The organism is Nocardia cyriacigeorgica, from assembly GCF_029868385.1.
In the GTDB taxonomy this organism is placed as follows: Bacteria; Actinomycetota; Actinomycetes; order Mycobacteriales; family Mycobacteriaceae; genus Nocardia; species Nocardia cyriacigeorgica_F.
In genome coordinates this window covers 52,848-66,542 of record NZ_JARWNX010000038.1, presented here as the reverse complement: position 1 = coordinate 66,542, position 13,695 = coordinate 52,848, and the positions used below count along the sequence as shown (strand labels likewise).

Genomic DNA, 13,695 nt, shown 5'->3' with positions numbered 1-13,695 from the left:
GTGGGCGGCGCCTGCGTCGGCTCGCCCTCCGTGACCGGGTCTATTGGTACTGGCTGTTGGCGAGCAACGCGTACTGGGCGGCGGCCCGCTGCCGCACATCGACCGGCTGACCGCTCTGCACCTGCGCGACGTAGCGGTCGTAGTGGACGATGCAGACGTACTTCTGATCGGAGTCCTTGGGTGTCGAATCCTCGCTGCAACGAGCCTCCGGGACGTCCTTCGGCGCATCTATCGACGTCCACCGGCTGGCCGTGAGCCGGGTCCCGGCGAACTTCTTTGCCGCGTCGGCGTCCTTTGTCCGCCACAGATACGTCTCGTCGGCAAGGGAGATGCTGTCGACCCCGCTGTCCTGCATCGCCTGCTGGACATCGGTCGGTTCGCCCACCCAATGCAGGAGGCCGCGGGGCTTGTGCGTCGCGACCTTCCCGACCATGGGTGTGAAATAGAAGTCGTCGGAGGCCAGCGTCCGCTGGAACATCGAATCCGGATCGAACGGCAGCTCGAGCACCTCACGCTTGGACAGCGGCGCCAGTTCCTTCAGTAGCGGGATCTGGGCCGCGTAGGTCTTCTCGGCGAGTGATGTGAGCGAATCCAGATCGGAGCTCGGCCAGGTGATGAGCAGGGTTACCACGTAGCTGCCGACGGCCATGGTCGTGCCGAGCGTGGGATGGCCCGGACGCCAATGGGAGTGGGCGTCAGGGTATTTCTTCAGCTCGACCGGCTTGTTCTGATCCGGCGCCACCGCGAAATCGGTCTGATCCAGATCGCGTGCGGCGGCCTTGGCGGTCGTCTCATCGGGGAACTGGAGGACACCGATCGTGACCGCGGTGTCGCCGACCGATTTATCCGGCGACTTGGCGCGGTCGGCGGAGGTGAGGCCGAGGCCGAACATGAAATTGTGCCGTTCCAGCACCGGTCCGTTGACATCGGCGAGCAGTTCGGTCGCCGCTTCGGCGTCGGGGAAGCCCTTGACCCCGCGGTTGTACTTGATCTTCGGGTCGATTTCGAACCCGTTGACGACGTTGTCGGACAGCCGCATGATCGCCAGCTCGGTGCCGGAGTCCAGACCGTTCAGATACTCCCAGCGCATATCGAGCGGTGTGGTCGGGTAGGTGCCGATATCGAAATCGCGGATATCCGGCTCACCCGGCAGCGCGGTGCCCGACACCGACGAACAGCCGGTCAACGCGGCGGTCGCGGCGATGGCCAGGGCGGCGTACCGGAGGGTGGAGGTTCTCAGAATGCTTCGAATTCGCATATGCCGCAGTCCTACTCGGAGTTGGCCAGGATGGCGTACTGAGCGGATATCCGCTGCTGAGCGTCGAGCAGTTGCTCGGCGCCCATGAACGCGTAGTACCGGTCGTAGGCGACGTGGCAGTAGAAACGGATGGCCCCGGCGGCCGGGCCCACGTACTCCATACAGGTGGCCTGTGGCAGACCCTTCGGCGAGTCGGCGCTGCGGAAGTAGCGGCTGAGTTCGGACGACTTGTCCTTCAGCTCCTGCGCGGACTCGGCGTCGGCGGCCCGGTACAGCTCGCCTGCGTCGTAGGCGACCCGGTCGACGCCTGCGTCCTCGAGTTCCTGCTTACGGGCCAGCGGGTCGGTGGGGAAGTGCAGTGAGCCGTGCAGGTCGTAGGTGCCGGGCACGTTGAGGAACGAATCGCCCTCCGGTCGGCGCAATGAAATGGACCGCAGACCGTCGGGGTCGATCGAGGTCTGCATGAACTGATCCGGCGGCGTCGGCTCGAACTTGTCGAGGGCGGTGCTCGTCGCGGCGATGGCCTTCTCCGCCAGCGCGGACATCCCTGGCAGGTTGGATTCGCCGAGGACCTTGCTCTCATAGTCGGAGGCGATGGTGACGATCACGAATTCGTCCTTGGCCAACCACGAGGCCAGCACCTGGCCGCCGGGCTGCCACCGGACGTGAGCGGCAGGGTACTTGTCCAGTTTCGCCGGTTCGACCGGGTACTCGTCGTCGTCGTAGAAGCCCGCGCGCGACAGGTTCGCGGCGGCGTCGGTCGCCGATTTCGTGTCGGGGAAGATCAGTACCGAGGTCGACAGCGTGTAGGCGATGCTGTTGACCTTGTTCGACTGCCCGGTGGCCGAGAACCCGGAGACGAATCCCTTCGCGTCGGCGGCGAAGTTGTCTTCTTTGATCCAGCGGTGGATCGGACTCGAGTGGGCTTCGTCCGGCAGCAGGAACGGTCGCACCGTTCCCGGCGGTTGATACACCAGCTTCGGATCGATCTCCACGGGCAGCGGCATGACGTTGCCGAGCCGCTGTGCCTCGACGAACCGCGGCACGTCGGTGTTCTTCGGCTCGCCGATATCGCGCGGCAGCGTGGCGTAACCGCCGACGTCCAGCTGGGTCAGGTCCACCGTCGGCGTCGCGGCTTCGGTATCCGACCCGCAGCTCGTCGCCGCGAGGGCGCAGGCGAACAGTAGGGCGACCCCCGCCCGGAAACGATGCGGTCTCGCGGTGAGCTGCACGCTCCCCCCTTTGCTCGAGTGTGTCAGCCCGGATAGTACTGCACCGACGCGAGACGCGAATGTGGTCTCCGGTGCGCGGCCCGCCCAGGTAGCTCGCCCGGTCGCCGCGGCCGAACTCACTGGTACTGGCTGTTGGCGAGCAATGCGTACTGCGCCGCGGCTCGTTGTTCGACGTCGGCAGGCTGCCCGCTCTGGACCTGGGCGACATAACGGCCGTACCGGAGGACGCAGACGTATCTCCGGTCCGAGTCGGCGGGTGTGGAGTCCTCGGCACAGCGCACATCCGGTACATCTCGAGGTGGGTCGATCGCCATCCATCGGCTCGACACGAGCCGGGTATCGGCCAGTTTCGTCGCCGACTCGGTGTCCCGCGTCCGCCAGAGGTAGGTCCCATCGGCGATGGAGATGCGGTCGGTGCCGCTGTCGGCCATGGCCTTCTGTGTCTCGGTCGGCTCGCTCACCCAGTGCAGGATGCCGCGCGGCGTATGGAACGCGACGGCGCCGACCCTGGGCGAGAAGAAGAAGTCCGGCGAGGTCAGCGTTCGCTGGAACATCGACTCCGGATCGAACGGGAGCGCGGCCACGTCACGCTTGGACAGTGCCGGTAGCTTCTCCAGCAGCGGCACCTGCGCCGCGTAGGACTGCTCGGCGAGCGTCGTCAGCGCGTGCAGGTCGGGCGACGGCCAGGTGACCAGCATGGATATCACATAGCTGCCGACGGCCATGGTCGTGCCGAGCGTGGGAATGCCCGGACGCCAATGGGAATGGGCGTCGGGGTACTTGTCCAGGGCCACCGGCTTGTTCTGATCGGGCGAGACCGCGAGATCGGTCTGGTCCAGATCGCGCGCCGCGGCCTCGGCGGTCTTGTCGTCCGGGAACTGGAGGACGCCGATGGTGACCGACGTTTCGCCCAGCGATCTGTCGGCAGGTGCGGCGCGATCCGCGGAGGTGATGCCGAGTCCGAACATGAAATTGTGCCGTTCCAGCACCGGCCCGTTGACGTCGGCGAGCAGCTCGGTGGCCGAGTCGGCATCATCGAAGGCCTCGACTCCGCGGTTGTATTCCAGCTTCGGGTCGATCTCGATCCCGTTCACGACGTTGTCCGCCAGCCGCATGATCGCCAGCTCGACCCCGTCGAGCAGGGTGTGGTTGTACTCCCAGCGCAGATCGAGCGGTGTGGTCGGGTAGCTGCCGGTATCGAAACCGCGGATATCGGGCTCGCCCGGTAGCGCGGTCCCCGACACCGCAGTGCATCCGGACAAGGCGACGGTCGCGGCGAAGGCCGATGCGGCGCACCTGGCGGCCGATGACTTCATGATGTTTGGAATGCGCATGTCCCCGCAGCCTTATTTCGAGTTGGCCAGAATGGCGTACTGGGCCGATATCCGTTGCTGGGCATCCAGCAGCTGTCCGGCGCCCATGAACGCGTAGTAGCGGTCGTAGGCGACATGGCAGTAGAACCGGATCGCACCCTCTGCGGGCCCCTTGTATTCCATACAGGTGGCCTGGGGCAGGCCCTTCGGCGAGTCGGCGCTGCGGAAGTAGCGGCTGAGTTCGGACGACTTGTCCTTCAGCTCCTGCGCGGACTCGGCGTCGGCGGCCCGGTACAGCTCGCCTGCGTCGTAGGCGACCCGGTCGACGCCTGCCGCCTCCAGCTCCTGCTTACGGGCCAACGGATCGGTGGGGAAATGCAGTGAACCGTGCAGGTCGTAGGTGCCAGGGACATTCATGAACGAATCACCCTCCGGGCGCGCCAGCGAGATGGACCGCAGGCCGTCCGGGTCGATGGAGGTCTGCATGAGCTTGTCCGGCGGCGTCGGCTCGAACTTCTCCAGGCCGGTGCTCGTCGCGGCGATGGCCCGCTCCGACAGCGCCGACAAGCCGGGCAGATCGGATTCGCCCAGCATCTTGGCCTCGGCGTTGTAGGCGATGGTGACGATTACGAACTCGTCCTCGGCCAACCACGAAACCAGCGTCTGCATAGCGGGCTGCCACCGCACATGAGCCGCGGGGTATTCGTCCAGCCTCGCCGGTTCGACCGGGAAGTCCTCGTCACGAAGGAAGCGGGCACGCGACAGCTTCGCCGCCGCATCGGTCGCCGACCTCGCATCGGGGAAGATGAGGACATTGGTCGACAGTGTGGAGGCCAGTGCCGGCGACTTGTTCGACTGCGCCGTGGCGGAGAACCCGGCGATGAAGCCTTTCGCGTCGTCGGCGAAGTTCACCTCGCTGATCCAGCGGTGGATGGGGCTGAGGTGCGACTCGTCGGGCAGCAGGAACGGTCGCGTGCCAGGCCCCTGGTGCACGAACCTCGGGTCGATTTCCACCGGTAGCGGCATGACGTTGCCGAGCCGCTGTGCCTCGACGAACCGCGGCACGTCCTTGTTCTTCGGCTCGCCGATATCGCGCGGCAACGTGGCGTAACCGCCGACGTCCAGCTGGGTCAGGTCCACGACCGGCGGCGCCGATTCGGTGTCGGACCCGCAGCTGGTAGCAGCCAGCGCACAAGCGAACAGCACAGCGATGCCCGCCCGGAAACGATGAGATCCCGCGATGAGTCGCACGCTCCCCCCTATCTCGAGTGTGTCGAGCGGGATGGTACTGCACCGGTATGACACCCGATCGCGCCCGACCGGTGGACCGCTGCCGATCGGCGGGCCTGATCATGAAAGGTTGCTCGGTCGATCAGGGGCTGGCGGTGCGCGGACTCCGGACGAACCGCGGGTAACGGGACCGGTGATGTTCGCATTGCAATACTCTGGTCTGGTGGCGATCATCCAGCATTCCGCACCAGGGGAAGGCCGATACCGTTGAAGGATCGGCAGGTGGAGGTCGTCGCCGGGAATCACGTCGCGGCGCGGGTCGCGGGCGCTGTGGTGGTGGTCGCGCATCGGGATCGTGGTAAGCCGAGCCAGGAATCGTCTGCCGTTCGAGCGCTGGAATCGCTGGCCGAACTGGTCAGCGAGGCCGCCGAACAACAACCGACGGGCCCCGGCGCCTTGGTCGCGCGTCACGCCACGCGCTGGCTGATGAAGGACGCCGAGCAGATCAGCCCGGGGCGTCCGATCGATTTCGGCATCCTGTCGCCTGCCGAGAACGGCGGGGTGGCCATCTTTTTGCACGGTGCGGTGACAGCGGTGCTCGCGGGGGAGCAGATCGAGCGGTATCGGGGCAGCGATGCGGCGTTCACCGTCGATCGGGTGGCCTCGGTGCCCGCACGCGCGGTCGCGTTGTTCGTCGACGACACCGACGGCCGCGTTCCCGAGCTACCCACCGAACGCGGAATCGGCTGGCTGGTCGAAGGTATCGCGCAGGCCGGAGGAATGATCGTCTGGTCCGACGCGGTGCGCGCCCGCCCGGCCCGCACGGTGAACGTGGAGGCCACCGATGGCGGCTCCCATCGCCGGACCGCGCCTCCGCCGCTGCCGACCGCGCGCATCGATCAGGAGCGCTCGCCGGAACCCGTTGCGGCGCAATCGCCGCCGGTGGACCCGAATGTGACGCCCACCCAGGCGTCCACCTCGATGCTCGATCTGAGCGACGGCGAGCAGCCGCCCGCGCACCCAGAACCCATCGAACACCGCGGCACCGATCCGTCACCGCGCCCGGACCCGCAGCTCCAGCGACGATTGGAGGCGACGGCGCGGGCCACCACGATTGCGGTCAAGGTCATGGGATTCAAATGCGCCAGGGCGCATCCGAGCGATCCGCGTGCCGCGTTCTGCACCGTCTGCGGGATGCCGGTCGATCAGACCCAGCCGATGAGCGAGGTGGTGCGCCCGCCGCTGGGCATGCTCGTGCTCGACGACGGGATGACGTTCATGCTCGCCGCCGACGCCGTCATCGGACGCGACCCGGAACATTCCGAACAGGCCAGGCGCGGCCTGATCCCGCTGAAGATCGAGGACAACTCCGGCGGCATGTCGCGCGCGCACGCGGAGATCGTGCTGGTGAATTGGGATGTGACGCTGGTGGACCGGGGCTCGACCAACGGCACCCGCACCCGCGTCGCCGGATATCGCGACTGGGTGCGGCTGACCCCGAATCAGCCGATGGTGTTGCTGCCCGGCACCGAGATCATGATCGGCAACCGGGTGCTGCGCTTCGATCCGGCGGCGCCGCCACCGTTCGGCTGAGCGTCGCCGTCGAGCCGAGCGTCAGAGCGCGCGCGGGACCGTCAGGAATAGCGCGACATGCAGGTGGTCTCGCCGTTGAGCACTCCGGCGCGGAAGGCGTCCACCCGCGCGAACCCGCTGGGTACGGTCTGTCCTTTGATATCGCTGGCGGCGAGACCGTCGGTGAGCAGCCCGGACACCGCCTCGTCCAGATCGCCCGCGGCCAGTGTGATGTCGCCTTCCGACGGCGGCCGGCCCGGTTCGGCGAGCTTGCCGGTGACGACACCGGACAGGCAGGCCGAACGCAATCCGGTCTTGGCCCCGACGAGCTGCTGACCATGGTCGCGCTGCACGGCCAGGGCGTATCGGGCGATGAAGACCACGTACCCGTTGTAATCGCCGGTCACCTTCACCGGCAGCGGATCATCGGGATCGGTGTCGGAGGTGCCGCGCTCGGCCAAGCCGGGGATGTCGGTGGCGATGGTATTGCTGGCGGGGCAGTAGCTGACCGGTTCGGTCGTGGTGCCGTTGGTGCAGTCGACCGTGGCGCCGCCGTAGCTGTAGGTGGGGTCGGCATCGATCGGCAGGATCGCGGCGAGTGCCTTGGTCAGTTCGATCAGGTTCTCTTTGGTGATCGGGTATTCGCCGCGGTTGGTATCGCCCTCGAAGCTCTGCGGTAGATCGCCGCGGCGGCGCTCGATCTCGTCCATATCGATGGCCTTGCAGCCCTTGGGGCCGTCGGTGAAACCGATCTGCACCGCGGTGACCCGTTCGAACGCGGAGCCGTGCACGCTCTCCGGATCGTCGGGATCGGAGTCGCGGATGGCGACGGTGGCGGCGAGTACGGAATTGAGGCCGTCGGAGGTGTTGATGGTGAAATGCTCGGACTTGCCTTCGGCGACATGGCGCATGAACGCGCCCGCGAAACAGTCGGCCTGCTGCTCCTTGACGATCACCGGATCCTTGCGTTCGACGATCTTGGACATGGTTTGGATGGCGTGTCCGTACTCATGCGCGAGCACCATGACCACCGACATCTTGCCGAAGGTGTCCTCCATGGTCGGCAGCAGCAGCGAGCGGTCCCAGCCGATGGAGTTGTCCAGGCGGCAGTAGGCGGCATTGACCAGTCGGTAGGTGGTCTCGGTGCAGAATTCGACCGAATCGTTCCGTGTGGCCTTGGCGCTCCAGGAGATCAGCTTGTCGACCGGTTCGAACTCGCCGTCGAACTCCTTGGGGTACTCGGCCTCCCAGTAGGTCTGGATGTCCTCGACCGCGTTGAGCGCCAGTTGGTCCACCTCGCCGCCGTCACCGTTGCGTGCGGTCAGCGTGCTGTCGGTGGCGTCGGGACGCGGGCCGCTCGGGCCGCTGGTGGTCGGCAATCCCGCCACTTTGAACGGATCGTCGTAGATGGAGACGGCGCGGCCGTCCACCGATCGTGTGCATCCAGTGAGCACGGCCGCGGCGCACAGCGCGGCGATGATGACGGCGATCCCACGACGTTGCCGCATCGTTGCTCCCCCTCGTCGGCCGGTCGGTCGTTGTTTCGGTCGCCGGAACGGGGCATGGCGCATCGGGGGCACCGCCGATGTCCGGGTGATGGAATAGTATCCGCTGCATGTCTTCACCGGGGGCGCAGACCATCACCGTGCGCCATGATGGAACCGAACGAGTATTCGATTCGAGCCAGCAGGTCACGATGGGCCGCGCGCCGGAAGTGCTGCTGTTCGTGGACAGTCCGCTGGTCTCGCGGGTGCACGCGATCCTGGCCTGGCAGGGGGGCGCATGGGTGCTGCGCGACAACGGCAGCACCAACGGTGTGTTCGTCGACGCGGCCCGGCTCAGCCGTCCCGTATCGATCGACCGGCCCACCCAGGTGCGACTCGGTGACGCGATCACCGGGCCGCTGTTGCATCTGGTGCCCGCCGTACCGCAGGCTCGTCCGCCGCAGCATCAGCCGCAGCCGCCGCGCACCGGGCTGCGTCCGCCGCCCGCGCCGCCGCAGCGTCCGCAATCGGGGGCGAGCCGGATCGCCGGATTCCACAGTGGGTCGCAGCCCCAGCCGCAGGCGCAGCCGAATATCAATATGACGACCAAGGCCGACACCTCCGCGCTGCCGCCGGTGCGGGCCAGGCCGTCGACCTCGCCCATCGCCCGTGCCGACCGGCTGCCCGCCGGTGGGCTCGGTATCGGCCGTACCACCGACAACCAGATCGTGGTCAACGATCCGCTGGCCTCACGCCGACATGCCCGGCTGATCGCGGGCTCGCAGGGCCTCACGATCGAGGATCTCGGGTCGGCCAACGGCACGTTCGTCAACGGTGTCCGCCAGCAGAGTGCGGTGCTGCGTGAGCGCGACATCATCACCATCGGCAATGTCGACTTCGTCGTCCAGCAGGGCACCCTGGTGCACCGGCAGCGTCCGGTCGCCGAACAGGGCCTGCACGTGCACGGCGTCGGGTTCACCGTCGAGGGCAACAAACAGCTGCTCGTCGATGTCAACCTGCAAGCCGGGCGCGGCACGCTCACGGCGCTGATCGGCCCCTCGGGTGCGGGTAAATCGACGCTGTCCAAGCTGATCGCGGGCAACACCCAACCCTCCGGCGGTGTGGTCACCTTCGAAGGCCGCAATCTGCACGCCGAATACGAGGCGCTGCGCTCCCGGATCGGCATGGTCCCGCAGGACGATGTGCTGCACCGTCAGCTCACCGTGCGGCAGGCGCTCGGCTTCGCCGCCGAACTGCGGCTGCCGCCCGATACCTCGAGTGCCGACCGGCAGCAGGTCATCGACGGTGTGCTCAAGGAACTCTCGCTCACCGAGCACGCCGACACCAGGGTGGACCGGCTGTCGGGCGGTCAGCGCAAGCGTGCCTCGGTGGCGCTGGAACTGCTGACCGGTCCGTCGCTGCTGATCCTGGACGAGCCGACCTCGGGTCTGGACCCGGCGCTGGACCGTCAGGTCATGGTGATGCTGCGCGAACTGGCCGATGCGGGCCGTGTCGTCATCGTGGTCACCCACTCGGTGGCCTGCCTGGACATGTGCGATCAGGTCGTGCTGCTGGCGCCGGGCGGTAAGACCGCCTACGCGGGCAACCCCGCCGGTGTGGGCGGTGCGCTCGGGACCAGCGACTGGGCCGAGATCTTCGCCAATGTCGCGGCCAACCCCGATCAGGCGTTCGCGGCGTATCGCTCGCGGCAGGCGTTCATTCCGCCACCACCGCCGCCCGCGCCGATGCGGTACGGGGCGATGGGCAGCCCGCCCCAATCGAGTGGCTGGCGGCAGTTCTCCACTCTGGTGCGGCGCCAGGTCCGATTGATCCTGGCCGACCGCGGCTATCTCGCGTTCCTGGTGATCCTGCCGTTCGTGCTCGGCGTGCTGACGCTGGTGGTTCCCGGTGACAACGGGTTCGGGGCCGGACCGCAGGTGCCGGTTCCCGGACCGAACGGTGAGCAGATATTCGTCCATCAGGGTGGCGGTGAAACCCAGCAGCTGCTGGTCGTCCTCGTGCTCGGCGCCTGCTTCATGGGTTCGACGCTGACGGTGCGTGACCTGGTCGGCGAGCGGACCATCTTCTACCGCGAGCGGGCCGTCGGTCTGCTGCCCTCGGCATACGCCATGGCCAAGATCGTGGTCTTCAGCATCGCCGCGCTGCTGCAATCGGCCGTGCTCATCGGCATTGCGCTGGCAGGTAAGAATCCGCCGGGTGCGGGCGCGCTCATACCGTCCGGCAGCCTCGAGCTGTACTTCGGCGTCGCGCTGACGGCGGTGTCGTGTGTGGTGGTCGGTCTGGCGTTGTCGACCCTGGCGAAATCCAATGAGCAGGTCATGCCGCTGCTGGTGGTGACGATCATGGTGCAGCTGGTGATGGCGGGCGGCATGATCCCGGTGACCGACCGGGTGGTGCTCGAACAGGTGTCGTGGCTGTTCCCGTCGCGGTGGGGTTATGCCGCCGCCGCCTCGACCGTCGATATCAAGACCCTGTTCGCCAATGCCCAGCCCGATAATCTCTGGGAGCACAGTCCGGGCATCTGGTTGCTGAACGTGACCATGCTGCTGGTGGTGACCGCGGTCCTCTCGGCGCTCACCTGGCATCGGCTGCGACTGAAGAAGTCCGCGTCGTGACCGGGCGTGTCCTCGCCGGTAACGGCCGGTCCCCCGGTGCGGCGAGCGTGTCGCGCGCACAACAGGCACACTGATGCCTGTGACGGTGCGAGTAGGGGCGGTACATCTCGGGTGGGATGTGGTGTCCGTGGCCGCAGGCGGTGGGGGCACCCCGATCCGCCCGGTGAAGGTCGATGGAAGCTATACGACTCCGGCGTATCTGCTGGCCGACGCCTCCGGGCGGCTGCATACCGCCGGTGTGGACCGTCAACGTCCCGATCTCGGTATGGCCATCGCCGATGTGCGTGACATCCTCGGACATCAGCAGATCGTCATCGCCGGGGCGACCTGGCCCGCCGAGCTGGTGTTCCGGGCCCGGCTCTACAACCCGCTGGCCTCGGTCGGCAAATACCTGAGCGGTAGACCCGATGTGGTGGCGCTGCCGTATCCGGACGGCTGGCCGGATGAGAAGGTCGACGCCTATTGCGAGCTGGTCGAGCAGCTCGGCGTCACCGTCGAACCGCTGCCGGAATCGGTCGCGCTGTCGGGCTATGTGCGCGCGCTCGGGCTGGTCCGTCCCCCGGATCGGATCAACCGCAGGGGCGTCGGCGCCACCGGCGTGTACTCGGATGGACGCACCATGCTGGTGGTCGCGGTGCACGGCGACGACGAACAGCCCACCGAATCGGTCGACGTCGCGATCTCGCCCGAAGCCACCCGTGACGCGCGCTCCGCCGACGACGCCGTGATCGAGGTCATGGCTGCCGCCCGCGCGATCGGCGCCGATACCTCCACGGTGCTGCTGGCCGGAAACGTGTGCTTCAACGATCCGATCCGGTTTGCCTTCCAGAATCATCTCGGCCAGCGGCTGCACAGCGCGGACCATCCCATGCACGCCCTGGTGCTCGGCGCCGCGCATCTGCTGCTGAGCGAGAGCGACGGAACGGAACCGGACTCCGGCGCCAGGTCTGCCGAGCCCGCGCCGCGGCCCGAACCGGCGCCGCGTCCTGCCGCGCCGCCACGTCAGGAACCGCCACGTCAGATGCCGCAGCAGCCCGCCGCGCAGCGTCCGCCGATGCCGCAGGGGCACGCACCCGAGCCGCCGCGGCCGCAGACCTCGCAGCTGGGAGACCGGCCGCCGATGACCGAGGGCAGGCATCGGCAGAGCGCCGCACCCGGCGACGCCGATATCGCGAGGAGTGGCCAACCCGGTGGACGTCCGACGCCGGATCGCCTCGAGCCGGGCAGCCGATTCACCCGCCCGCCCGAGCCGGTGGAACAGTCCGGTCGGCCACCGGCCGCGCACTCCGGGCCGCCGCCCTACGCGTCGCCCGGCGGGGACCGGGTCGGCGCCTCGGACAGCCAGGCCGACCACCCGGACCGCAAGGCCAAGATGTGGAACAAGATGACGGGCACCGTGTTCGGCGCCCAGGCGGTGGCCGGTGCGGTGGCCCTCGCCGCATTCGCGATGGCGCCCGGTGCCGGCGCGGTCGAACTCGTCGCGGTCGACGCCGGAGTGGCGCCGACGGCCTGTTCGCGCACCCCGGAAGCGGTCCTGGAACCCCAGTCGGGAATCTCGTCGGTACGTGGCACCCCGCATGCCGAATCCGAATGTGGGCAGCCGGGCGTCAACACCCTGCGCTACCTGCTGCCCGGCCCGCCGGGCGCCGCCGACTTCGGGCCGCCGGTCGACATCTGAGCCGGTTTCGCCGCCGCCATACCCGACTGGTATCGTGGCTGGCTGGTGTGTGGCATGCCGAGGCCCGGGTCTCAACCGGCCGCCGGGAACGACCTCGACCGCACACCAGGCCGGCAGCACCGACGACAGACAGGGAAGCACTGTGCCTACGTACAGCCCGAAGGCGGGTGACGTGACCCGTAAGTGGTACGTCATCGACGCCACTGACGTAGTGCTCGGCCGTCTTGCCGTTCAGGCAGCGAATCTGCTGCGTGGCAAGCACAAGCCGACCTACGCTCCGCACGTCGATGGTGGCGATTTCGTCATCATCATCAACGCTGACAAGGTTGCCATCAGCGGCAACAAGAAGCAGGACAAGCTCATCCACCACCACTCCGGACATCCGGGCGGCCTCAAGTCGCGCACTGTCGGTCAGGTGCTGGAGTCGCGGCCCGATCGTCTCGTGGAGAAGGCCGTCAAGGGCATGATCCCGAAGAACAAGCTGGGTAACGCGATCGCGGGCAAGCTGAAGGTGTACGCGGGCCCGAACCATCCGCACACGGCTCAGCAGCCCGTTCCGTTCGAGATCAAGCAGGTGGCCCAGTGACCGCTCCCGAGGAATTCAACGAGGAATACGTCGTCGAGGACACCACCGTCGAGGTGGTCGAGGACGGCGCCGGTTACGAAGAGGCCGGTTTCGAGTCCGATGTGGCCTACGCCCCGGTCGTCATCGACCGTCCGGTGCAGACCGTCGGCCGCCGCAAGGAGGCCGTCGTCCGCGTCCGGCTGCTGCCCGGCACCGGTAACTTCGTGCTCAACGGCCGCACCATCGAGGACTACTTCCCGAACAAGGTGCACCAGCAGCTGGTGAAGTCCCCGCTGGTCACGGTCGAGCGCACCGAGAACTTCGATGTGCACGCCCGCCTGGTCGGCGGCGGCCCGTCGGGTCAGGCCGGCGCGCTGCGCCTGGCCATCGCCCGTGCGCTGATCGAGGTCACCCCCGAGGATCGCCCCGCCCTGAAGCGGGCCGGCTTCCTGACTCGTGACCCGCGCGCCACCGAGCGTAAGAAGTACGGTCTGAAGAAGGCCCGTAAGGCGCCTCAGTACTCGAAGCGCTGATTTTCGCATCGTCGACTGTTCGCTTCCGGCACCGTGCAGGTGCCGGAAGCGGTACTGTCGGCGCGGCACCTGTACGAGAGCAGGCATCCAGCATTGCTGGGCGCCTGCTCTCGTGCTGTATTGGATAGCGGCGTTCGCGGACCTTCCGTGGTCGCGCGGGCTGCCTCCTCCGGGGCCGTCGCGCACGCCGTAGA

The 13,695-nt window shown here is 67.6% G+C and carries 10 protein-coding genes; 5 read left to right on the top strand and 5 right to left on the bottom strand.

All coding sequences use genetic code 11. The features are described 5' to 3' along the window. Positions 1-40: 40 nt before the first annotated feature. From QH168_RS08665 to QH168_RS08650, 4 genes are all read right to left on the bottom strand, one after another. Entirely contained in the window at positions 41-1,258 is a 1,218-nt protein-coding gene (locus QH168_RS08665) for a DUF7373 family lipoprotein (protein ID WP_280234010.1), read from the bottom strand. Positions 1,259-1,269: 11 nt separating this feature from the next. Continuing rightward, positions 1,270-2,490, bottom strand: a complete 1,221-nt coding sequence (locus QH168_RS08660; RefSeq protein WP_280234009.1) for a DUF7373 family lipoprotein — start codon at positions 2,488-2,490, stop codon at positions 1,270-1,272. A gap of 116 nt (positions 2,491-2,606) precedes the next feature. Continuing rightward, positions 2,607-3,824, bottom strand: coding sequence for a DUF7373 family lipoprotein (locus QH168_RS08655; RefSeq protein ID WP_280234008.1), 1,218 nt, complete (start codon positions 3,822-3,824; stop codon positions 2,607-2,609). A gap of 12 nt (positions 3,825-3,836) precedes the next feature. Continuing rightward, on the bottom strand, positions 3,837-5,054 hold the full coding sequence (locus QH168_RS08650; RefSeq protein WP_280234007.1) for a DUF7373 family lipoprotein: 1,218 nt from the start codon (positions 5,052-5,054) through the stop codon (positions 3,837-3,839). A gap of 261 nt (positions 5,055-5,315) precedes the next feature. Between QH168_RS08650 and QH168_RS08645 the strand changes: the two genes are divergently transcribed. After that, positions 5,316-6,626 carry an FHA domain-containing protein gene (locus tag QH168_RS08645; RefSeq protein WP_280234006.1) on the top strand — a complete coding sequence of 437 codons (1,311 nt, stop codon included), beginning with the start codon at positions 5,316-5,318 and terminating at the stop codon, positions 6,624-6,626. A 41-nt stretch (positions 6,627-6,667) separates the two neighbouring features. Here the strand turns inward: QH168_RS08645 and QH168_RS08640 are convergent, their stop codons facing one another. Then, positions 6,668-8,113, bottom strand: coding sequence for a metallopeptidase (locus tag QH168_RS08640; RefSeq protein ID WP_280234005.1), 1,446 nt, complete (start codon positions 8,111-8,113; stop codon positions 6,668-6,670). 107 nt (positions 8,114-8,220) lie between these two features. On the opposite strand from QH168_RS08640, the gene QH168_RS08635 reads away from it, so the two are divergent. From QH168_RS08635 to rpsI, 4 genes are all read left to right on the top strand, one after another. After that, a complete protein-coding gene (locus tag QH168_RS08635; protein ID WP_280234004.1) occupies positions 8,221-10,725 on the top strand; it encodes an FHA domain-containing protein in 2,505 nt (834 codons plus the stop codon). 73 nt (positions 10,726-10,798) lie between these two features. Continuing rightward, positions 10,799-12,403, top strand: a complete 1,605-nt coding sequence (locus QH168_RS08630) for a hypothetical protein (RefSeq protein ID WP_280234003.1) — start codon at positions 10,799-10,801, stop codon at positions 12,401-12,403. Between the two features lie 142 nt (positions 12,404-12,545). After that, positions 12,546-12,989, top strand: a complete 444-nt coding sequence (gene rplM / locus QH168_RS08625) for a 50S ribosomal protein L13 (protein ID WP_280234002.1) — start codon at positions 12,546-12,548, stop codon at positions 12,987-12,989. Then, positions 12,986-13,501, top strand: coding sequence for a 30S ribosomal protein S9 (rpsI, locus tag QH168_RS08620; RefSeq protein ID WP_280234001.1), 516 nt, complete (start codon positions 12,986-12,988; stop codon positions 13,499-13,501). The genes rplM and rpsI overlap by 4 nt, the downstream gene beginning before the upstream one ends. Positions 13,502-13,695 lie beyond the last annotated feature (194 nt).

Coding starts and splice junctions, on each gene's coding strand:
- QH168_RS08665 (WP_280234010.1), bottom strand. CDS start 1,258: ATGCGAATTCGAAGCATTCTGAGAACCTCCACCCTCCGGTACGCCGCC.
- QH168_RS08655 (WP_280234008.1), bottom strand. CDS start 3,824: ATGCGCATTCCAAACATCATGAAGTCATCGGCCGCCAGGTGCGCCGCA.
- QH168_RS08640 (WP_280234005.1), bottom strand. CDS start 8,113: ATGCGGCAACGTCGTGGGATCGCCGTCATCATCGCCGCGCTGTGCGCC.
- QH168_RS08635 (WP_280234004.1), top strand. CDS start 8,221: ATGTCTTCACCGGGGGCGCAGACCATCACCGTGCGCCATGATGGAACC.
- QH168_RS08630 (WP_280234003.1), top strand. CDS start 10,799: ATGCCTGTGACGGTGCGAGTAGGGGCGGTACATCTCGGGTGGGATGTG.